The sequence below is a fragment of the Mycobacterium sp. NPDC050853 genome (genome assembly GCF_040653875.1).
Taxonomy (GTDB): Bacteria; Actinomycetota; Actinomycetes; order Mycobacteriales; family Mycobacteriaceae; genus Mycobacterium.
The window spans coordinates 265119-285696 of the sequence record NZ_JBFAGW010000002.1; the positions used below are offsets into that span (position 1 = coordinate 265119).

The window sequence follows — 20578 nt, forward strand, 5'->3', positions numbered from 1 at the left end:
GTGTGCAATATCACAATTGGCTACTCGAATGCGGTAACGCCCTCCGATCATCGCGAACCACGATCCCGCCGGGCGGCGTGGGCCAGAACGCGATTTCGCGTTCGGTCTGTGCGGTGGTGGACAAGGACCCGTTGACGCCCCGGGTCGTGGAAATCGAACCATCACCCAACCAACAGGAACGCCATCTACCGAGGTAGACGACGTTTTCGTTTGACCGGCGATCACACCGCGATCAGGCTTTTCCCGTCATCGCTACCCGGCCTCGCGCAATCAAGATCGGTTTCAGGAAACGCCCTCTATAGGCCGCACGTTCTGAAACCGTGTCTATGGCAAACCAGACGGTACCGACCTCATGCGTCCACAGTGATCTCTGCCAGAAATAGCTAGCAAATTCAACCCGTAAACCCTGCCAGTAGTGGCGAATCCGTATCCATCATGCTGGCCCTGATCACTCTTGAACACGCCGACCAATATCAGCGCTATGACCAGGCATGTCAGAGGTGGGTAATCTGGCAACGCAGCGCACCACTATTTACCAACACTGCTATACGTGAAGTGGGCACGCGTGTAATACTCTTCGCGGGCTAACGCCTTCCCACTACTTCCATACCTGTTTTCAAGGGGTACCCGTGACCGCGACCACCACCAATGAGTCCACTCGGAACTTCACCCGTACCCGCAACGGGTACGACCCGATTGAGGTCAACGAGTACATCAGTCGGCTGACGATCATGCACCAGTCGGGGCTGAACGATGTCGAGACGCTGAAGAGCCGACTCGAGGACTCCACCAATCAGATCACCTCACTGAAGGGCGAGGTGTCTACTCTCAGCGACACCTCACCGTCAGCACACGCGATGACTGACCGGATGGCCAAGATGCTCCGCATCGCCGTCGACGAGGTCTCTGAGATGCAGAGCGAGGCGCGCACCGAGTCGGCCGCCCTGGTCGCCTCCGCCAAGTCCGATGCCGAAGCCATGCGCACCAAGCACAAGGAAATGCTCGCCGATATGGCGGCACGGCAAAGCGCCCTGGAGACCGAGTACACCGAGGTCATGGCGCGGGCCCGTGAGGAAGCCAATCAGATTGTCGCCCAGGCGGTAAGCGAGTCTGAGCGGCTGCGCGCCGCCGAGAACAAGCGGCGCGACAAGGCAGAGACGGAGTTGGACGAGGAGCTGACCAAGCTGCGCACCGAGACCCAGTCGGCCGTCGACGAGCAGCGGCGCAGCATCCAGGCCGAGTGCGAGAAGCGGCTGACCGATGCCAGGGACGAGGCAGATCGCCGCCTGCGGCTAGCCGACGAGCAGATCGAACGTCGCCTGGAGCAGGCCCGTCGCTCCGTGGAAGAGGTTGGCCAGCAGCGGATCTCGATCCTTGAACAGCTGATGAGCGTGCACGGCAAGCTCGAAAGCATCCCGTCGATCTTGGAGTCGGCGTACCGCGATCGCGACAACTCGAAGTCGATCATCATGGTGCCGTCCAAGCGAGTCCTGGATCAGAAGGTCATCGAGGGGTAGTTATAGCCGCGCGTTTCCGGCTTTCCACTGTGACCACGGGATGTTCCAGTCGCCCAGACCCTCGGTGCCGGAAAGCACCGGCCCCACGGTGTTGGAGACGATCACGAGGTCGCCGCGTTTGGTGTTCTCGTAGAACCACTTTGCGTTCGCAGTGCTGACATTCAGGCAGCCGTGACTGGTGTTGGTGCGACCCTGCGCTCCAACGGACCACGGCGCGGCATGAACATAGATCCCGCTGTAGGACATCTGGGTGGCGTACTGCACCTTGGTGCGGTACCCGTCGGGCGAGTTGACCGCGACACCATAGGTCGATGAGTCCATGATCAGATCCTTGAACCGCTCGCCGATGATGTAGGTACCGTTATTGGTGGGCGCCTTGTCCTTACCCATCGAGGTCGGCATCGTTTTGATGATCTCGCCGTTGCGCTCGACGTTGACGACCTTGTTGTTGTCATCCACGCGGCTGATGATCGCGTCGCCAACGGAAAAACGGGACGTCACGTTGTCCTGCCCGAAGACGCCGCTGCCCAGGTCCACCCCGTAGGTGTTGACCTTCACGTCGACCGATGTTCCCGGCTCCCAGAACGCCTCTGGGCGCCAACGCACTTCGCGGTTGTTCAACCAGTAGAACGCACCCTCGACAGGCGGGTTGGTGGTGATCTTGATGGCCTTCTCGGCCGCGGCCCGATTCGGAATGCTCTCGTCGAACCGGATGGCGACGGTCTGACCGATCCCGACCACCTCACCGTCGCCGGGCACGACATACGGCATCGTCATGTTGTCCGGCGAGTGGGTGCGGAAAGTCGCGTTGGCGCGGGCCACACCGCCGAGGCCCCGGGCGTCCGCGGTGAGCGTGTACTGCTTGTCGTAACCGAGCGGTTCGATGGTCGACCAGGTCACACCGTCGGGGCCGACTTCGCCGGCAATCTCTTTGCCATCGGAGTTGACCATGGTGACGGTTCCGAGCACACCCTCGCCGGCGCTCACGGTCACCGGCGCATCAACTGGCACACCGACGGCTCCGTCCTTAACCGACATCGCCAACTTGGGCACCAGCAGATCGGCGTAAGGCGTTGCCTTGTCAATGACTTTCGATGGTTCCTGGGGCGCAGTGCCCGCACATCCGACCAGTACAGCGGTTGCCACGACAGAGAGAGCAAGCGCAGCTGTCCACCGCCGGCGCGCGCCAACCAGCAGGCGTGGACGACCCTGGGTCATGCTTTGCTCCCTTTGAATCTTTATGCATCAAGTTCAGCGATGATTGTACGGCTTCGCGATGGTCGGCGACGACCTCAATCAACGTGACCGGGCTATCGCGCGGATTAGAATTTTCGTTACGGGCACCGAGGCTGCTAAGGTCTTCCACGCACGTTAACGCGCCGTTAGCTCAGTTGGTAGAGCAGCTGACTCTTAATCAGCGGGTCCGGGGTTCGAGCCCCTGACGGCGCACCAGGTAGGAGTAGTTAGGCTGGAAATTGGTCCCGCCTACACTCCCGCCAAAGCTCAAGAGAACCGCCCCGGTCCCGCCTATGGGCACCGGGGCGGTTTTCGTTTCGAGACAAGGGATGCCGGGATTGAACCCGGCTCAAATATGCTGCGAGCGGGGGAAATACCGGTCCTGAGGCCGCGACTGTCAATGAAAATGAGCGAGTTTTCATGGGCTTTTACGAAGTTCCTTGACACTGTCAAAGCGCCCGCGCGGCGGGCATCTTGTGCAGCTGCGAGCGTTAGCGGGCGCGTGCCGTTCAAGCAGCTCGCCCCAAGCGTGTCGACGTTGCCGCTGGGTGTGGGTCGCGGCCGCCAGCAGCAGCGTGTGCCGTGTTCAGATTTAGCGGCGATTGCGCCGTTCACTGGACGGCAGTGAATTTGCCTACTACCTTTGTTGTCAACATCGGGTGGGCTGTATCACTCGATTCTGTTTCGCGCCCGAGTGGGGGCGGAGAAGGGGTGGGTTGTGGCTCCGGTTTTGGCGGTTTCTCCTGAGAATGTGCGTGCGGGGGCGGCCAAGATCGCGGGCGCCAAGTCGGTGGTGGCGGGGATTTCTTCGCCGGATGCTTCGGGGGCTACGGCGGGGTTGTCGGGGTTGGCGACCGCGACGGCGTTGGCCGGTGTGCAGCAGGCGGTCACTGACTCGTTGGGTGTGATCGGGGGCCGCTACGACAAGATGGCCCAGTTGATCGAGGGCGCGGTCTTCGCGTTCATGCTGGTGTCCGCGACGTTGGAGCCCTCGACGCGGGCGCAGACGTTGACCGGAATCGTGGGTAAGTCGTTTACGTCGATGGGTGATCTGAACTCGGCCACGCCGGCCTGATCAACCACGAAACTGATGATCGTGAAGGGTTGATGGGGTGGGGCGTCCGAAAAAGAGTGTGGTCTACAAGCTCGATGTGTCCCCGTTGGGGGATATGGCCACCGGAACCCGTGGTGTGGGCACCAAGGTGATGGAGCAGGCCGACAAGGTCCGTGGTGCGGTCCATGAGCTGGACTGGAAGGGCGATACCGCCTCTGCGTGTACCGATCGCGGGGACCGTGAATACGTGCAGGATCGCAAGGCTGTCGAGGACGGCTACAACAAGCTGGCCCAGGCCTACGACAACGGCAAAAACGCGATGGGGCCGATGATCGACAAACTCAAAGCTGACGGGCAAGGGTTTGAGGCCGACAGTTTCGCTGTGTCCGAGGACTGGACAGTCACCGACAAATTCCCATACGAGCTGGCCAAAACCCTCGCGGCGGGCAATGAAGCCATCCTTGACCGGCTCGCCGCGATACACACTGAACGGGCCAACGAGGCCGCCACGGGCACCGCGAGTTTGCAGAAGCTCGCCGATGAACTCGGCACCGCCGACGAGGACACCAGCAAAGCCATCACCGACGCCAAAACCGAGCTGGCTGCGCTGCTTCCGTCCCCGGCTGCGGTGCAGGAGGCGCGGCTGATCCCGCCGAAGGATCCGAAAGCGTTCGCCCAGTGGTGGAATTCGCTGACCGAGGCACAAAAGCAGACTGTCTTCCAACGTGATCAGTACATCGGGAACAACGACAACATGCCTACTGCTGATCGGGACCGTTTCAACCGTCTCAAACTTGTTGACGAACTCGGCCGCGCTAGTACGGCCGGCAAGCAGGTCGATGCGCTCACCTCCGCGCACCCGGATTGGGCGCAGGGAAGAAACGTCCCCGAACCCAACCATCCGGGCGCTATCTTCAAGGACCGCCAGGACTACGAGGCATGGAAGCGCCAGTTCGACGACGCGAGCGGGCGAGCCAAGTACCTGCCCGAGCTACAGGCTATCGATAAGGCGGTGCGCGATAACCCCGATCGCAAGCTCATGGTCTTGGACACCCAAACCGGGCGCCAAGCCCGCGTCGCCGTCGCGGTCGGTGACCCCGATACCGCCGATCACATCGCGGTCACCACCCCCGGCATCAACACCACCGCCACCAGCATCACCAGCATGACCGACGAAGCGGCAACCCTCCGACGCGAGAGCCTTGCGCAGTTATCCAATACCCCTGGCCATCAGGGCGAGTCGGTGGCGACGATTGCGTGGATTGGATACGACCCGCCGCAGATCAACGACACACAAGGGGGCGGCCAAAACGCTGGCGGGGCCTGGGATGTCATGCACGACGACCAAGCCCGCGACGGCGCGCGCAGCCTGGCACGCTTCTACGACGGACTGGGCAACACCCACCAAGGCCCACCCGCCGATGTCACCGCCATCGGGCACTCCTACGGCTCACTGACCACAGGACTCGCTCTGCAAGAGCCCGGCGCGCACGGCATCACCAATGCCATCTTCTACGGCTCCCCGGGCATCGAAGCCACCACGCCAGCACAACTGGGCGTGCAACCTGGCCACGTGTACACCATGGAAACCCCAAATGACCCCATCCAATGGGTCTACGACGGGCCACCGCTAGCCGAGTTGGCCTCACTGCCGCTGGCGCCAGTGATCCCGATAGTGCCCGCTGGTCTGATATTCGGCCGGGAAGTCATGGGCTTGGGGGACTTTGGCCCGAATCCCGCCACCAATCCCAACTTCACACACCTAGAAACCGGGGCAGTCACCACCCCCGACGGGCGTAGCCTGGAAGCAGCATCCGGGCACAGCGACTACCCGCGCACCGCCAACAACGGACAGCCCTACACCCCCGGCTACAACATCGCCGCAGTCATCTCCGGCCTCGGCGACCAAAACGCCATTCAGGAGAAGTAGATCATCACATGACCCGAAACATGCTGAACCGCAAAGCAATCGGATGCATCGCCGCGATAATTTTTCTGACAATGACAGGATGTCACGTGAACACCCCCTACGAACCCACACCACCCGACGAATCCGCCAAAGCCCTCCAAGAACTCAAAACCCTTCCCTCCCTGGAAGACACCAAAACACAGCTACAAGACACCATCGAGTCAATCACCACCGCAGCCAGCAAGACGCTCGCAACGACCAACACATGGAGCAATCAAGACAATGGGGAAACGGCGGGCTGCTCCAACCTCAAACCTTACGACCAAAGCGATGGCCGGTCCTGGTACGCGCCGAACGCCGTGGCGGCGGGTGTGTCTGTTTCAGAAGATGATTGGCCCAAGATTCTTGAGGTAACGAAAACTGCTGCCGCTAAGCTCGGCGCCACCACACCCCATGTTTTTCAGGACAAACCCGGTAACCATGACGCCAGGTTCTACGGCCCCGCCGGTTTGTATATCAGGCTCGGCTACGCAGGCAACCTGAGCGTTGGCGGGTATACGGGTTGCCGTTTGCCTGCCGCGAAGAAGTAGTGCGTTGGCGGATCTTTCGGGGCTTCCCGATGACATCGTGTATGTGCTGCGGACGGGGAAACTGCCACCGGGCGTGACCTCTCCTGTCGCCGAGGGTGACGGTGAGCAGATCGAGGACGCCGGCCAGGCGCGTTTCCGGGAGCGCTATCAGGCGATGGTTGCCGAGAAGATCGCGGACTGGCTTGCCGCCGAGGACTATCACGTTGGCGCTCTGGCTGATTATCGCGGCCAAGCCGTTCCCGCTGATGTGCGCGAGCAGATCGAGCAGGACTGTCACCGCCAAATCCAGCACGAGTGGCACACCTTCCTGCACCAGCGCGACCAACCCGACGACCTCGATGATGACGGCGGCGGCCCTACTTCGTGGATGCAATCGGTCCGGTAGACACCCCCACTACGTCTCCCGTTTCCTCAGTCAGGTTGCGCTTCGTACCACTGCTCGGCGGTTCCTAGTTCGCGCACATCAAGGCCCGCTGCGGTTTTCAGTTCGTCGGGCGTGACGAAGTAGGCCATCCCAATAGGGTCGCCGTCGTAGAAGTAGTACCAGCGCTGAGCGCATCCGCGGTCGGCCGCGATCCTGGCGAAGCGCGCGAGCACGCGCTCCAGACTGTCAGGAGCTTTGCTGCCTTCGGCTTCAACATCGCGGACCATAAAGTCTCGCCCTTCCAGCGTGGCGAGTACCTTGCCTTCGACGGTGCGGACGTTGCCGGACTCGACAACGACTCCCGCGTCAGTCATCGCCGCAACCATCCCATTGAGGAGTTCCTCGACCCAGAACTGTGCCTCTTCTTGCGGGGCGAAGTCGGCGTTGATAAACACCCCGCGAGCCCCGTGGGCCGTCTGCCAGTCCGAGGATGCCTGATAGGCCGCGGCTATCTCGTCGGTCATCATCTCTCCTTCCGCAGCTGGTCTTCTTTGCTGAACACAGTAAACGCCCAACTCCCCGAACGCTCGAGGAGTCGGGGGCGCCGTCGACCACGGTGGACCAGTGCCGTGGGACTGTGCCGCGTAACCCTGTGGCGGGCCGTGCCCGAGGCAGTGCGGGCACGGAGCTAACGCTGGGCCAGCCACTTCGCAGCACCGATTCCATGCGCCCAGTACTTCGCTGTAGGCCTAGACTCGCCTTGTGAGGCTTCGGTTAGAGATTGCTCCATGGTGGGCGCATTGGGCGTTGTACTTCCTGCTGACACTCGGAGCGCTGGCGGTGGGTTTCTGGAACGGCGAGCCTTCCACCATCAAAGTCGTTGCGAGCACCTCGATTTCGGCCGTGCTTGGCTTGTGGTTCGCGCGCATTGGCCGCAAGCGGGCGGCATTCGTTCACGAGACTCTCAGTACGGTGGAACCAGAGCGTCGCGCCGAAGCGTTCAATGCACCTCTGTTTGGCCCGATCCCCACCGATCCGGCAACACTGCGCGCCGCCACACAGCTGGCGCAACCCAATCTTGGCAGCACGCCGACCAGATGGATGGCTGTCTATGCCGTGCTGCTGATGCTGGCCAATCTGGACGGACATTTCAAGGTTCGTGATTTAGTGATGGTCGCCCTCTTCGCTGCGATGGGGGTCTATTCGTGGATCAATCCGATCCGCCTGGACGCTCGCGCTCAACTACTCATCCAGGCCAGCGAACGGCAGGCATTCCTCAACAGCGACAGCGACGACTCGTCCACAACCCAGCCACTGCGGCTACAACAATGAGCCTCCGCTCGCCCCGTGGTGGGTGCAAGCCCTGGCCTATTCAGTGCTGTTCTTCACGCTGTGGACGTTCTAAGCGACACCAGCCGATTCCCGACCCGATTGGACGCAGCGGCCCATCGTCGCTGTCGTCTTCGGCTTAATAATGGGGCCGATATCGGCGCGACGAAATCGCCTCGAACTAGCGACACTGATCGCCCAAGACAATTAGGGTGCCCCCGCGCTCGAACCATCGGGGGGGTGAGGTGAGCGCGGGGGCAGTGAGAAGCTTAGCTGGGGTCAGACGCTTGCAGGCAGGGCGGGTAGCAGATCGGGGAAGGCACAGGATGAAAACACATGGGGCGCAGCGCGCCGAGGAACGCGCGGCGTTGAAAGCGGCCTACGAAGCTGGGGCAAGTATCCGCGCCCTGGCTGTTGCCAATGGCCACTCCTACGGCTACGTCCATGATGCCCTCGTTGAGACGGGTACTCAGCTGCGCGGGCGGGGCGGGCCCAACAACCGCAACCCGGTGCCTATCCCACCCGAGAAGGCCGGTTGGCGCCGGGGCCTGAGTGCGGCCCCGGATGCATTGGATTGAACGGCCTCGTCACCGGGTTTGTAGGGTGGTCGGGATATGGCGGTTCATGGTGTTGCCGGGTATGCGGCCAGGTGCCGATGTGAGGTGTGCGTTTCAGCGCAGCGTGTGCGGGAGGCCGCGATTGCGGAGGCGGAACGGCGGCGCTGGGCAGACAGTGGCCGACGCGTACCGCGAACCATGCAGGAACGCCGCGAAGCAGAGGCCGTAGCGCGCGAGCGTCGGCGCGTGGAGCGCGAACAAACGCTCGCGGCACGCCAAGCGCAGGCTCGCGCCGAACTTGAGCAGCGGCTGCTGAACAAGGAGCAAGGGGTCATCGAGAGCCAACGCCGGAAGGCGGCCCAGGAAGTAGAGCGTCAGCGCCAGTATCGGGAAGCCTTGGCCGGTGGGGACCACGCATGGCTGTTGGCCGATCAGCGCCGCGCCACCAAACAAGTACGCAACCGGATCACCCTTGTGCGGCGCCAAGCCCAACCCGGGGCACTCGACGAGCTGCAATGGCGCCAGGCCCAGGAAATCCATCAACTCATCGAGCAACACCACGCCGAACTCGTCAGGCACTCCCAGAACCCGGATAAGTAGCCGAGGGCCAGGTTCGCCACCCTACGTTTGACATCGAGTTCGACATATTGCCAGGTGATAGCAGATTACTTACAGACTCGGTGCCTACAGCTCGCCCTCTGGCCTGGTCCAGCAAACACGGTTCTCTAGACATATTCCGGTGTGGTCTGTCATGATCCTCGCAACAGCTACACGCGCGGGCCGCATGCAGCAAGGATCGGGAGGGTCTACCCAAGATGGTTATGAGTGACCGCTGGCGCATGTCGCCAGGTTTGCGTCGAACGTCAGCTGTTGTCGCTATTGCCGCCCTTGCCATCGGTGGCGCGAAGATCGCCAGCGACCACACGATGCCCGGCACAGGGTTCTCAACCGTCCAGACCGCCGCTGCGGACCCAACGGGTCCGGGCGGACCCACCGGCGGGCCAGGCATGGACGGGGGCCAGCAGTTCCAGCCGCCTCAAATGCCTGCGCAGCAGCCTGATTACCAGGGCGGGAATCAACCGCCGTTGAATCAGGACAATGGTGTGTCCATCTATAACAGCGGCGCCCCGCAAGCACCTCAGCAAGGCGGTCAGCAAGGCGCGCAACAACAGCCAGGCAATCAGCAACCGCAACATGGAAGTCAGATCCCCGATTACCAGTCCAATCCCGGATATACGCAGGGTCCCGGGAAGCCGAACCCTGATGTCCAGGCGCCCCAGCAGCAGTCGCCACAACAGCCCCAACAGGGCCAGCAGCCTCAACAACAGCAGCCGTCACAGAATCAGCAGCCGCAGAACAAGCAGGACGACACCACGCAGCAGCTCGATCAGCAGCAGCAACAGCGCCAACAGCAGTGTATGTCGGCGGCCCAGGACTATGGGATCGCTGAGCAGATGCTCAGTTTCATGGCTTCGGCGTTCGGTGGTGTCGGGTCAATGTTCCAGCAGCCCAGCCGGAAAGTGGGTCCCGGTGGCGAATGCAACTGCGCCCCTGAACAAGCCGGGCCGCAAGACTCCGAGCCGTCACCGGATCAGCAACAACCGCCACGTTCTGACCAGAAGATCAATTGTGAGCCGCCCACACAAGGCGCCGTCGGCGATGACCTTGACTCCACAATCCCGAACACGAACATCAACATCGGCGGCGACCCCAAGGAAAGCCTGCATAAGCCGCCCCAACTCAACGGCAGCGACAACCCCTTAAACAGCCAATTACTGCCCAAAGACCAGCGGCCAATCCCGACTGGGACAGCTCTCGGGCCACAAGGGAAGCAATATGCGTTCTACAGCACGCCCCAATATCACAATCCAGGCGGGAGTCTGAACGAGAACTACGTGACCCCGAATTCGGCCATCGTAGACCTGGCCAACCCTTCCAAAATCATTGGCAACTCACCCCTAGCACAAACCAGCGGCGCTTACGACCCAGCCTCCAACACCATGCTTCTCGCCGGAAACCCCAGCGCTACACCTGGTGATGGCGCCCGGGAACTGTGGCAGTCCTCGCCGATCGACCCGAAAAACCCTAATAGCTGGATCAACAACTGGCATAAGATCGGAAACCTCATGCCCGGAGACCGAGAAAGCCAACTCATCGCCCTTGGCCAGCAGGGTAAAGACGGATTCCTCTTCGTCGGATCAAGAGATAAAGGCCCCATAGAAGCTGTCCTGGCGTCAACTCCCCAAGAACTCACCCAAAAGCTCGCTGGTCAAACCTTGGTACAAAACCCCGAACAAGTCGCTGGGGTATACGGGCCGACTATCACCAGCCAAACCCTCGACTCTGCCACCGGCACAGGTAGCCTGGGGCTAAGGGTCAGCCAGTTCTGGGACCCGCTATGGAAAGCCGCCAACCCCGATAACCCGAAAGTGCCCTATGACCCGCGCGTCTACAACACCACTTGCACGGTTCAATGAAAGAAAGGCTTCCGATGATGCGCTCAATAGCCACATATACAACAGCGTTACTTGCCTTCGCAGCCCTAGCATGTACACCGCCGAATAAAGCTTCCGCCGAACCACCGGGATTCCCTGACCTCAACAACTACGCGGAAGTGCCTGCGCAACCTTACATATCAACTGAAGGAAGAGGCGCGCCAACATTAGCTTTTTCAACTCCAGATGGGGTTGACTGTTCATTTGGAGCGCCCAAGACCCCCAATGACCAGAATCAAATTGTATTTTGCAACGGACCCATTAGCGGGCTTCAGGACGTTCCTTCAGTAGGGTCGGGGCCATGTGATTTTGGGAATGTTAATACTTTCGGAATTAGCCACTCTAAAGGTGCTTGTAGAGATGTCAGGCATAATTGGAAGGTTCTCAATCCCGGCCAGAAGGTGTCGTATGGGAACGTGACATGCGTTGTCGGGGATGGTGGTTTGATTGCCTGCATCGAAAGAGTGGGCGGCGGACGAGGCTTCGTGTTGCAGCCCTCAGGCTCGTTTGTTTTCTGATGGCTGGTTGACCGGGATATAGGGGAGTTCTTTTGTTGACGACGCTGGGGGTTATCGCCGGTGTGTGCGTTCTGGCGGTCGCCGGCTGTGCCGGACCTACTGAGACGCCGTCATCGTCGCCTGGGCATCGGGAGTCGACTGATTTTGCGAACATTCCCGGCCAGTTTCCCACCCCGGGGTCGCTGACGGCTAATGGTCAGGCAGAGGCTCCGGTGGGTGGGTGTGTGAATCTGGGCGGCGAGCTGGTGAATTCCTCACTCACTATCGTCGATTGTGGTTCGGAACGGAACACGTATCGGATCGTTCAGCGGGTTAACACTCCGAAAGAATGCGGCGATACGGACAGGTCGTTCTATCACAATTCCCAGGCCACCGGGCAGTACACCGCGTGTCTAGACTTGGCCTGGGACAAGTCGTCCTGCATCAGTCTGGGCCAGCCGGTGACCAAGGTTGCCTGCACCGATACCACCGCGGCTAAGCGGATCAAGCCCCTAAAAGTGATTCTGGATACCACAAGTCTCGACGGCTGCCCGTCCGGCGGCTACAAGCACCCGCAGCGTCGGTTCACGGTGTGCACGGAGGCACAGAAGTAGCCCACGAACGCCGAAACGCGCCCCGCTCCGAGGATTTCGGGCGTGGGGGCGCGTTTCGTTTCGGGGTCCGGGACGGGATCTACACCTCGTCGGCCAGTTCGGGTGGCAGTGTTGGTGTGGGGATGCCGGGTAGGTGTTGGGCAGCCCATCGCATCCATTGGCGGATGTGTCGTACGGCGATCATGAACTTGGAGCGGTAGTTGTCGCGCTCGGTTTCCACGGCTTTGAGTCGGGTCTCGAGGTCGCGCACCTTGCGTGAGGTGAGTGCTTGCCAGCCGCCCAGGATCGCGGCGACAGCGACGCCCACAGCTTGGATCTGCTCGGGGCTCACCCCCGTGGCCCGGCTTGCTTGACCGCCGCCTCGATGACCTGCGCCGCCAGTGGTCCCAGCGCGATGCTGGCCACCGCAGCGGGGCCTCCGATGGTCTGCTGGATCCGGTTGACGGTGTCAGCCACGGCCTGAGTGGCGGTGGCGAGCTGGTCGCGGGCGGCCTGGGTGGTCGAGTCCAGTTGGGCTTGCACGTCCTGCAGGCTGGTAACCACCTTGTCGATGGGTTCGCCAGCGGCGCCCTTGATCTGCTTGTGCAAGATAACGCCCGCGGTCGTGGGTGCGGCGACACCGAGAACGCCGGCCACGGTGGCGAGCAGGTTGACCCACTGGTTGCCCTGGTTGTCAGTGATGACTTTGAGTGTCACCAGGATTGGGACCACCGAGGCGAGTACGGCGCTGAGCAGGTAGAACCACTTGCGGATTTGATCGGTCATGACTAGATTCCCTTCTGGTTGATGAACTGTTGCAGGACAGCAGGATTGGTGGCCTCGATATCGGCAAGGATGGTGCGGGCCAGGCCTGCGTCGAGCTGCCGGTCCGGATAGGCGACAGGGCCGGCGCCTGCTACCTCGGCCAGTAGCGACAGCGCGCCGCGATCCCCCAGCCGGGCCAGTGCCATGACCGACAGAACGTGGACATTGCCGTCCTCGTTGAGGCCGATTCCGGCGATGGTGTCGACGTCTCCCTCGCCGAGGTGGCGCAGCGGGGACCGGGACGGGTAGGGGTTCTTAGCGAGAACGCGCAGCAGCGAGAGCACTTCGCGTTGTTCGTCGGCGGTGAGTGCGGACATGAATTCATCGTCTCCGTTCGTGAGTAGTTGCAGAAGCCGGTCGCCCAGAAGGAACGCACGGTTGTATCGGTCACGGCGCAGGTCAATCCCGTTGTCGCCGCCATTGATTCGGTAGGTCACGGTTACCAAGTCGCGCCTGTCGCACAGTGCGTTGATGTCGGGGCGGGCCACCGTCCAGTACCAGGCAGCACCGACCCCCGCGTATTCGAGGTTCGACAACTCCAGCGGGTGATCCACGAAATACGTTGGCGTCGGCGCCAGAGCGCGGTTGTAGGCCCACTGCGAGAACTGGCGGTAGTTGGACTTGCCAGTGATCTGGATCCAGGTGCGGCCCTTGTAGAGCCGCCCGTCGCCGTCCACCTCTGGTGTGTTGCCCAGGTCGGTGCGGGTGTCGTAGGCATCCCCGGAGGCGTGTTCGGCGGTGGCGCTGAACCCGGCCGATTCGTGGCCAACCTGGGCCAGCCACATCGCGATCCGGTTGACGTTGGTGCACTGACTCTGCCCAAGCCCCGAGCTCACCGCCGCCAAGATCTCAGTGGCCCTGGCCAGCGAGAGCCCGGTGGCCTCGGCCAGCACCCCGGCGCCGCTCCCTCCCCCGCCAGCAGCGTCCACGATGGGGCCGGGCAGGTAGTGCCAGTCGTTGGCGTAGGTGGTGTCGTACACCGAGCGCGCGGCGCTGCCGGTTACGCACCCGTCCGAGCCGTTGGATTCCATGCGGATTCCGTCGACTTCGCACCACATGTGGCTGTTGGCTCCCCCGCCCGGGCCGTGATGGATGGCGATCTTCACCGCGGCGTCGGCGGGAAAGTCCTTGGGTGAGGCCACGCAGACGGTGTTGAAGATAGTGCCGCTCTGGCCGACTTCGATCGGTCGCCAGCTTTCGGTGGACATGCCGTGCCGAGACCACGCCATCGCGGTGCCGTTGGCTACGGCGTCGAGCTCATCGATGACCAAGCCTGAGCAGTCTGTGCCGATGCGGAGGTTGAACGGGTTCCAGTTGCCGCCGTACACATAGTCATTGCCGACGCGGTCGGTGAAGATCCGCTTGGCGAACTCAACATTGGTGCGTGTAGCTGCCATTATTTGGTGTACTTCCGTTCGATACGGGGGTCGATCTCGACCGCGAATGAAGACAGCCATGCCGAGGCATGCCATCCGGCTAGGAACCCGGCGGCCGCGACTGCGGTGTAGAACGCGCCATATGCGGCTAGTTGCTTGGTCATTGGACCGGCGACCACATCCGAGGCGGCGAGGTCACTAGCTCGAAGTTCCGGGCCAGTGGGTTCGTCGCGTGCAGGCGCTGCAGGTCGGCCAGCAGGCGCCGAGCCTCGGCCTCATTGGCGGCCACCGACTGCACGGTCTGCCACCGCTCCGGGTTGGCCAGATCGGCTTCGATGAGAGCTTCATGGGCGCGTACCGCTTCGATGTATTGCGCTCTGATTGCATCATTTTCAGCCTCGGCGCCCGGGCTGGACTCGACCTCAACGAAGGTTGGCGGCTCGGGCTTGGCGGCAAGGATCTCTGGGTCTGGGGTGGCCGCTACCCATTGCACGGCCCAATCAAGATCTGGCATGTTGGTTCTCCTAGTCGCTTGCGAGTGGCCCGAAAGCCAATGTGTCGGAGTTGATTCGGATGATGTCCCCAGAGGCGCCCGACTTGCTCACCGTCGCCGCCGACGACCACATGAAGTTGCCGCCGGATGGCCCAGGCGTATCCCAGAAGCTCACCCCAGCAATCGATTCCGTTGCACCGAGCGTGTGCTCGGGAGTGTTTGACTGTGAGATAGAACCCGATGCCGCTGCCGCGAATGAGCACGCGTATCGGGTGGTGACCGAGGACGCGTTGGCTGTGCCCGCCGCACCGGCGATGCCGGTGTGCATCTTGGCGTACACGGTGGCTGGTGGCGTGTACGCCACGTTGCGGCATATGTGATCAAGCAGCTTGTTGACTAGATATGTCGAAATACCCCATGCTGCAGCCATTTCTAGATTTCCCTTCTATTGGTATGCGCGGAACATCGAGGCGCCGGGCGAGCCGTTGCCGCCCTTGGTGCCGACTCCGAAACCGCCGTTTCCGCCAGCGCCCCCGGCGCCGTTGCCCGTGGCGTTGCCGCCGTTGCCGGTACCGCCTGTGCCGGTGACGCTGGCGTAGCCGTTGAATGTGGTTGCACTGCGGTCTTCACCGTTTTGCCCCGAACTGCGCTCGGCCGTCGCACCAGCCGCGGTGATACCCGCCCACCCCGTGGCAGTGGCGGTCGTGTTCCCGCCGTTGCCGCCCGGGTTGTTGATGGCACTCGCGGCACCGCCAGTCCCGCCCGCGCCGTTGGTGCCGGTGATCTGAGTGGCCGTCACAGGGATCGTGGAGCGGTCGAGCGTCGCCGTGGCCCAGTTGCCGCATGCGCCGCCCTTACCGGCGTTGAAAGCCCCACTGCCTGACGTGCCGCCGCGCCCCGCACCTCCGCAGATCCCGTCAATGAAGTCGCAGTTGCGCGGGAATGTGTACGCATAGGCCCCCGCAGCGGTGAATGGTGTTGGACTCGAAGGCAGTCCGGTGGGTGGGTATCCGATCGTGCAGGCGCGCGCCGTCGTCACTGAGAGCGCCGCGTCGATCTTCGCCACCCGTTCGACCACCAACGTCGCCGACGTTGTGATCGTGCGCGTCAGGCCAATCGGAAGGATCTTGTCGAAGCTGATTGAGCTTGGCGCGGTGAGGTTCTGCGTCAGGTCGATGGGGGCGACTCGGGCCAGGTTCACCGTGCCGGTCATCGCCACGGCGCGCGCGAGGTCGATGCCCATCACCTTGGACAGGAACAGGGCCCGTTCCATCGTGACGGCCAGCGCGAGATCCTGTTGGAACGTGGCCTGTAGTTGCAGGTTCCGGGTCACGACGATCGACCGATTGACGGCTAGCTGATACACCGCCTGCAATGCGAGGTCGCGGGTCACGTGGATCGACAGCACAACGCCGAGCGCCTGCATGGCGATCAGCTCGACCTCGCCAACAGCCATGACCGCCAGTGAGGCGTTGATGCCGATGACCGCATACCAGCGCCCGCCAGAGGCCTTAGGCGGAACTACCGGGTTCGGCGACCATTTACCGCCCGACCGCCTTGGCGGGATGGTCGGGTTCGGGGACCAGGGCATCGGCTAGCCCATCTTGTAGATGCCCAGGAGGCCCGGCACGGTCCCGGTTAGGGTGAACACGGCATTGCCTGATCGCGACGATCCGCCAGTGTTTTTCAGGGTTACCGTGTACCCCAGCTGGATCACGTCCCCTGCGTTGAGACGCAGGAACGCCGGTATCGGGACAGCGGTGTGACCGGTCACTCCCCAAAGACCCGTGTCAGTGCTCGCCGTGCCATCGAGCAGCTTGTAGTCACCTTCCAGCGTGATGTGATTGACCGTGTTGACCACAACATCGAGTGCCGACGCGGAGGGTTCGATGGCCGTGCCCGCCGACCATGTCCAGGCGGGGTCACGATGCTCGACGTAGTAGAGCCCAGAGGTGTTGACGGTGATGGTGCCGTTGGCCGTATTGGCCACCATGTCATCAGAACTGAAGCCGATGATGCCAAAGGCGCCCGCACCCCAGGCGCCGGTGACTGTGACAGAGGCGTTGCCCGCCAACGAATACGGATGCGTCGGGCCAGCGGTGTTGGCCGCCCCGGTGGCGCGTGTGAACCGGGCACCGGTGTAGTTGGTGGCCTTGGCGTAGAAGTCGCCCAGGAACACAGATGCCAGCCGCAGCGAGTCGTACTGGTAGTTGCCCGAAAACCAGCCGGTGCTAGCGGTTTTGCGGATCATCGCAATGCCGCCGCCGTAGCGGTTCGATGCCCCGGTGGTCACGGTGCTGTCTGTTGCGGTGGCCTTGACGTCGCCACCCACGTCGAGCACCCAGTTGTTCGTCTTGCGGTACGTCGTGACCGCGATGCCCTGCCCGAGCGGCCCCGACCACGACATGAACGGCGCCGCGAACGTGAACGTCGCACCCGAGCGGGTGAACTTGCCGACCTGCACCGAGTTGCCACTTACCGCCAGATACGCACCGGTCGAGTAGGTGCTATCGGCGCTGAACAGGGTGTACGTGGCAATGGAATTCAGGCCGCCCGCATCCCCGATGACGACTGTGGTCTGTACGTCGTCGGTGGTGGTCGCCTTGTTGCAGGCGACGTAGTAGGTGCCATCGGCCTTAGATGCGTCGATACCGCAATAGCCGTTCGCGGTGCGGATTTTCAGATCCGAGCCGGTGAACTCGGCAGGCAGCGCCGAACCATCCGAGCCGCCAAAGGTGGTGATGTAAGTCATCAGGCCAGCCGGAACGGTCACCTGATTGCGCAGGAACTGGGCCTGAAGTGCCGACGTTGCCGCCGCCGCTTGCGCGGCAATCTGCGTGTTGAGTGTCGTCTGATTCTGCACCTGAAGATTCGTAAGCCCCGAACCAATCAGCCCGAGCCCGTTACCGATCGCATCAAGGGCTGCCCCCAACCCGGTCACCGCGCTGGAGATGCTCCCCGTGATGGCCGCACCGGCAATCGTGCCGGTGGAACTGAGCTTTGAGAGCCGGTTGAAGATGTCGGTCATGGACGCCCCGACGGTGCCGCCGACGGTGTCCATGAACGTCTGCACCGCCGACTGCAGTGCGTAGGCAGCCAGCTGGGCGGCCAGGCCAATGATGTTGGTGATATCGATCTTTCCGTCAGCACCCAAGGCCTGGAACTTGGCGGCAATGGCCGAGTGCGATGGGTTGACGATCCCGAAGATCGCTGCGAGGAACCCGTCGAAGTCGCCTTGTGCCAGCTTTCCCGCCAGGGCAACGACATTGGCCGCGATACCGTCAGCTAGATCTCCGAGATCATCGGGCAAGTTGTGAATCAGCTCTTGCCCAGCCAGGTTTGAGAGCCAGGGCAGCACGTTGGAGAACCACACGTTGCCCGCGGTGGCGCCAGAGTCCAGGATCAGCAGCGGGGTCACCTTGGACACTCCGGCGGGCACGGTCCATTTGTCCAGACCAGATATGGCTGGAACCCATTGCCAGGCGCCGTCGGTGGTCGATGGCTGTAGTTGGCTCACGATCACGTCGGCCAGCGGATTTCCGTTGGCGTCGTACGGGGTCCAGCCCACCTTGATGGGGTTCGATCCCGCGGTGGCGGTGAGGCCGGTCCAGCGCACCCCGGACTGGATCTTGAGGATCTGGCCTGCGACGACGTCGGTTGGATCCTCCACGCGCAGCACCTGCTGGGTTCCGTTCGCGGTGGCCCGCACCGAGCCGCCGCCGTGCCAGCCCGGCATGACCGAGTCCCAGGACCAGTAGGGGTTGGCCGTGACGCTGCTGGGGTTCAGGAACTCGCCGGCACCGTTGATCAGATCCTGGATGACATCGGCGAGCCAGGAGACCGGGATGACGCCCTTAAAGAACTGACCGGCGGCCTTGCCTATCGCGGTGAGGATCGACCCGGGATCCGATAGGTCGATGCCCTGCAGCGCGTTGCGGATACCCAATGCCCAGGTGCCGAGATCGGATTCGTCGCCATCCTCGACACCGGTGATCACCTCGATCAGATCGCCCAGGAGCGGCACCTTCTTGAGGTCAGCCAGGACGCGTTCGAGGTTCTCGTGGGGGTCGGTGCTGATCACCCAGCTTTGCGGGTCCACCCCCAGGAGCCGGGCGGCCAGGGAGGCGACAATCGCCAGCGGTATCGACACCGGCTGCCCGGGAGTCCCCCCGAGCATCAGGCCGCCGAATGCCGCGTCAGAGGCGCCTTTCCATCCCGACGAGCCCTTAATATCCGCCTTGAGGCGGTCCTCCATCTCCCCCTGTAGACGCTGGGACAGGTCCGCGGCGGTCTCTCCGTGCGCGCTGCTGCCGGTGATGCCGAATCGCGCGTTGGGGTTCAGCGATCCGGGTCCGCCCGGAGTGGTCACTCAAAGTCCTCCGGCCGCGACTGCGCGATGCGGTCCTCGGTGCTCTTGATCATGTCGGGGAACTGGGCGCGGATCTCGGCGATCAGGAGCTGCTTGTCCTTCTCGGTCTTGGCGGCCTCCATCTTGTCGGCCAACTCGGCCAGGCTGGGCTGCACCTGCCCCATGCTGCGCAGCAGCGCGATGGGATCTGTAGTGGTCGCCGCCTTGCTCACGAGCCGAGAAGGTGCATGGTTGCCCCAGTTCGACGGACCCTCGGTTTCCAGGGCTTTCGTGGCCAGATCGGGGTGGATCCGCACCCCGAGGCTGTAGAGGCCTGCCGCGACAGGGCCACGCGCCGGCGGGGCCAGGAACCACAGCGCCTTGGCCAGCTGCTCGCACTGCTGGGCCTGCTCGAGATCAGGCATTGTCCAACGCCTCCCATCCGGTCACCTGCGGTCCGCTGACGTTGACGACGACCAGATCTCCTCCGTCCCAGACGAACCCCGCATACCGATAGCCCGGGCCGTGCGGCAAGAGGTCTGCGTCGTCTGGCCAGGACGCCATGGGGGTGGTGTCGGTGCCCTTGCGCACCAGGAGCGTCTTGGTGAGGTTGGAGTACTCGATCCAGTAGTCGTTGCCGTTGGCCACGGTGTGGCTGACCGCGGCGCCCTGGTAGGTCATCTGCGTTGGTGAGGATCCGACCGCGAGGTGAACTTTGTTGTTGCTCGTGATGATCGGGTCGGACTCAAACTGAACGGCCAGGTAGCTGGTGAACCATTTGTCGGCGCACACCACCACCGAGGTCTTGCCCGCATTGGGATTGAGCAGCCGGACATGGATTTTCACCGAGTCCGAGCCGAACGGCTCGTAGTAGCGCATCGCGGCTTTGCCCTGCGAGAAGAGCGCGACGTCGGGCCCGACCCCGTTAGGCAGCGACTGTGCGGAGTTGTCCCAGACCTTGACCCGGCCGTAGATCGGTTCCCACACCGATCGCAGTCCCAGTGTCGGGAAGTAGTCCTGGAACTTGCGTGGTGTCGTGGAGATGGTGCTCGCGGGAGCATCGAAGAACTGGGCTTCCTTGCGGATCACCTTGCCGTGCCGGATCATCACCGGGCCCTCGGTGGTGTCCAGGAAGATCTCGAAGTTGGCGCCCGCGGGGATCGGGTCCATGACCGCGGGGGCAGCCGTGAAGTTGATCATCTCGGTGCTCACCGTGCCGTCGACGGTGAGCAGTAGACCACCGGCGGTGTCGTAGAAGACGGCCCGGGCCGTGGCGTCCTCTGGCCAGGGCATGTTCCATTCGGCGACCAGCGGCGGGGACCAATCCCAGGGCTGCGGCTTCCAGATACTTCCGCGCGAGAGCACGAGCGCGGTTGCGAGGTTCTGCATTTAATC

22 protein-coding genes and 1 tRNA gene are annotated in these 20578 nt (G+C 62.6%); 10 read left to right on the plus strand and 13 right to left on the minus strand.

What is annotated here, in order from left to right:
• The first annotated feature begins 629 nt into the window (after positions 1 to 629).
• Positions 630 to 1517, plus strand: coding sequence for a DivIVA domain-containing protein (locus AB0H22_RS09570; RefSeq protein ID WP_180751695.1), 888 nt, complete (start codon positions 630 to 632; stop codon positions 1515 to 1517).
• Here AB0H22_RS09570 and AB0H22_RS09575 read toward each other — a convergent pair whose 3' ends face one another.
• Positions 1518 to 2735, minus strand: a complete 1218-nt coding sequence (locus AB0H22_RS09575) for an Ig-like domain-containing protein (RefSeq protein ID WP_358146439.1) — start codon at positions 2733 to 2735, stop codon at positions 1518 to 1520.
• A gap of 158 nt (positions 2736 to 2893) precedes the next feature.
• On the opposite strand from AB0H22_RS09575, the gene AB0H22_RS09580 reads away from it, so the two are divergent.
• The 5 genes from AB0H22_RS09580 to AB0H22_RS09600 all read left to right on the plus strand — a co-directional run bounded on the left by AB0H22_RS09580 (position 2894) and on the right by AB0H22_RS09600 (position 6691).
• A tRNA-Lys gene (locus AB0H22_RS09580) sits at positions 2894 to 2969 on the plus strand.
• 502 nt (positions 2970 to 3471) lie between these two features.
• On the plus strand, positions 3472 to 3828 hold the full coding sequence (locus tag AB0H22_RS09585; protein WP_358146440.1) for a hypothetical protein: 357 nt from the start codon (positions 3472 to 3474) through the stop codon (positions 3826 to 3828).
• A gap of 37 nt (positions 3829 to 3865) precedes the next feature.
• Complete coding sequence (locus tag AB0H22_RS09590) at positions 3866 to 5737, plus strand: alpha/beta hydrolase (protein WP_358146441.1); 1872 nt, start codon at positions 3866 to 3868, stop codon at positions 5735 to 5737.
• Positions 5738 to 5745: 8 nt separating this feature from the next.
• Positions 5746 to 6306, plus strand: a complete 561-nt coding sequence (locus AB0H22_RS09595) for an LppA family lipoprotein (protein ID WP_358145262.1) — start codon at positions 5746 to 5748, stop codon at positions 6304 to 6306.
• 4 nt (positions 6307 to 6310) lie between these two features.
• A complete protein-coding gene (locus AB0H22_RS09600; protein ID WP_358146442.1) occupies positions 6311 to 6691 on the plus strand; it encodes a hypothetical protein in 381 nt (126 codons plus the stop codon).
• Positions 6692 to 6717: 26 nt separating this feature from the next.
• Here the strand turns inward: AB0H22_RS09600 and AB0H22_RS09605 are convergent, their stop codons facing one another.
• Entirely contained in the window at positions 6718 to 7194 is a 477-nt protein-coding gene (locus tag AB0H22_RS09605; protein WP_358146443.1) for a hypothetical protein, read from the minus strand.
• A 238-nt stretch (positions 7195 to 7432) separates the two neighbouring features.
• Here AB0H22_RS09605 and AB0H22_RS09610 point away from each other — a divergent pair, with 238 nt between their 5' ends.
• Both AB0H22_RS09610 and AB0H22_RS09615 read left to right on the plus strand, forming a co-directional pair.
• On the plus strand, positions 7433 to 8002 hold the full coding sequence (locus AB0H22_RS09610; RefSeq protein ID WP_358146444.1) for a hypothetical protein: 570 nt from the start codon (positions 7433 to 7435) through the stop codon (positions 8000 to 8002).
• A 284-nt stretch (positions 8003 to 8286) separates the two neighbouring features.
• On the plus strand, positions 8287 to 8577 hold the full coding sequence (locus AB0H22_RS09615; protein ID WP_358146707.1) for a helix-turn-helix domain-containing protein: 291 nt from the start codon (positions 8287 to 8289) through the stop codon (positions 8575 to 8577).
• A 93-nt stretch (positions 8578 to 8670) separates the two neighbouring features.
• Here the strand turns inward: AB0H22_RS09615 and AB0H22_RS09620 are convergent, their stop codons facing one another.
• Complete coding sequence (locus AB0H22_RS09620; RefSeq protein ID WP_358146445.1) at positions 8671 to 9135, minus strand: hypothetical protein; 465 nt, start codon at positions 9133 to 9135, stop codon at positions 8671 to 8673.
• 236 nt (positions 9136 to 9371) lie between these two features.
• Here AB0H22_RS09620 and AB0H22_RS09625 point away from each other — a divergent pair, with 236 nt between their 5' ends.
• Together AB0H22_RS09625 and AB0H22_RS09630 are read left to right on the plus strand one after the other, a co-directional pair.
• Positions 9372 to 11033 (plus strand): hypothetical protein, encoded by a 1662-nt coding sequence (locus AB0H22_RS09625; RefSeq protein WP_358146446.1) that lies wholly within the window; start codon positions 9372 to 9374, stop codon positions 11031 to 11033.
• 748 nt (positions 11034 to 11781) lie between these two features.
• Entirely contained in the window at positions 11782 to 12162 is a 381-nt protein-coding gene (locus tag AB0H22_RS09630; RefSeq protein ID WP_358146708.1) for a hypothetical protein, read from the plus strand.
• A 79-nt stretch (positions 12163 to 12241) separates the two neighbouring features.
• On the opposite strand, the gene AB0H22_RS09635 is transcribed toward AB0H22_RS09630, so the two are convergent.
• Genes AB0H22_RS09635 through AB0H22_RS09680 form a run of 10 tightly spaced genes read right to left on the minus strand, consistent with a single transcriptional unit; the run spans position 12242 to position 20572 of the window.
• Positions 12242 to 12493, minus strand: coding sequence for a hypothetical protein (locus tag AB0H22_RS09635; RefSeq protein ID WP_358146447.1), 252 nt, complete (start codon positions 12491 to 12493; stop codon positions 12242 to 12244).
• Positions 12490 to 12927: a hypothetical protein gene (locus tag AB0H22_RS09640; protein WP_358146448.1), complete on the minus strand. Its 438-nt coding sequence runs from the start codon at positions 12925 to 12927 to the stop codon at positions 12490 to 12492. The genes AB0H22_RS09635 and AB0H22_RS09640 overlap by 4 nt, the downstream gene beginning before the upstream one ends.
• A gap of 2 nt (positions 12928 to 12929) precedes the next feature.
• On the minus strand, positions 12930 to 14363 hold the full coding sequence (locus tag AB0H22_RS09645; protein ID WP_358146449.1) for a chitinase: 1434 nt from the start codon (positions 14361 to 14363) through the stop codon (positions 12930 to 12932).
• The gene (locus AB0H22_RS09650; RefSeq protein WP_358146450.1) at positions 14363 to 14506 is read right to left on the minus strand and encodes a hypothetical protein; all 144 of its coding nucleotides are present in this window, start codon (positions 14504 to 14506) and stop codon (positions 14363 to 14365) included. The genes AB0H22_RS09645 and AB0H22_RS09650 overlap by 1 nt, the downstream gene beginning before the upstream one ends.
• Positions 14503 to 14856 carry a hypothetical protein gene (locus AB0H22_RS09655; protein WP_358146451.1) on the minus strand — a complete coding sequence of 118 codons (354 nt, stop codon included), beginning with the start codon at positions 14854 to 14856 and terminating at the stop codon, positions 14503 to 14505. The genes AB0H22_RS09650 and AB0H22_RS09655 overlap by 4 nt, the downstream gene beginning before the upstream one ends.
• Positions 14857 to 14866: 10 nt before the next feature.
• The gene (locus tag AB0H22_RS09660) at positions 14867 to 15265 is read right to left on the minus strand and encodes a hypothetical protein (protein ID WP_358146452.1); all 399 of its coding nucleotides are present in this window, start codon (positions 15263 to 15265) and stop codon (positions 14867 to 14869) included.
• A 15-nt stretch (positions 15266 to 15280) separates the two neighbouring features.
• Entirely contained in the window at positions 15281 to 16426 is a 1146-nt protein-coding gene (locus AB0H22_RS09665) for a hypothetical protein (protein ID WP_358146453.1), read from the minus strand.
• Positions 16427 to 16429: 3 nt separating this feature from the next.
• On the minus strand, positions 16430 to 19204 hold the full coding sequence (locus AB0H22_RS09670; RefSeq protein ID WP_358146454.1) for a hypothetical protein: 2775 nt from the start codon (positions 19202 to 19204) through the stop codon (positions 16430 to 16432).
• Positions 19201 to 19608, minus strand: a complete 408-nt coding sequence (locus AB0H22_RS09675) for a hypothetical protein (RefSeq protein ID WP_358146455.1) — start codon at positions 19606 to 19608, stop codon at positions 19201 to 19203. Before AB0H22_RS09675 ends, AB0H22_RS09670 begins: the two co-directional genes overlap by 4 nt.
• Positions 19601 to 20572 (minus strand): hypothetical protein, encoded by a 972-nt coding sequence (locus AB0H22_RS09680; protein WP_358146456.1) that lies wholly within the window; start codon positions 20570 to 20572, stop codon positions 19601 to 19603. Before AB0H22_RS09680 ends, AB0H22_RS09675 begins: the two co-directional genes overlap by 8 nt.
• Between the last annotated feature and the right edge of the window lie 6 nt (positions 20573 to 20578).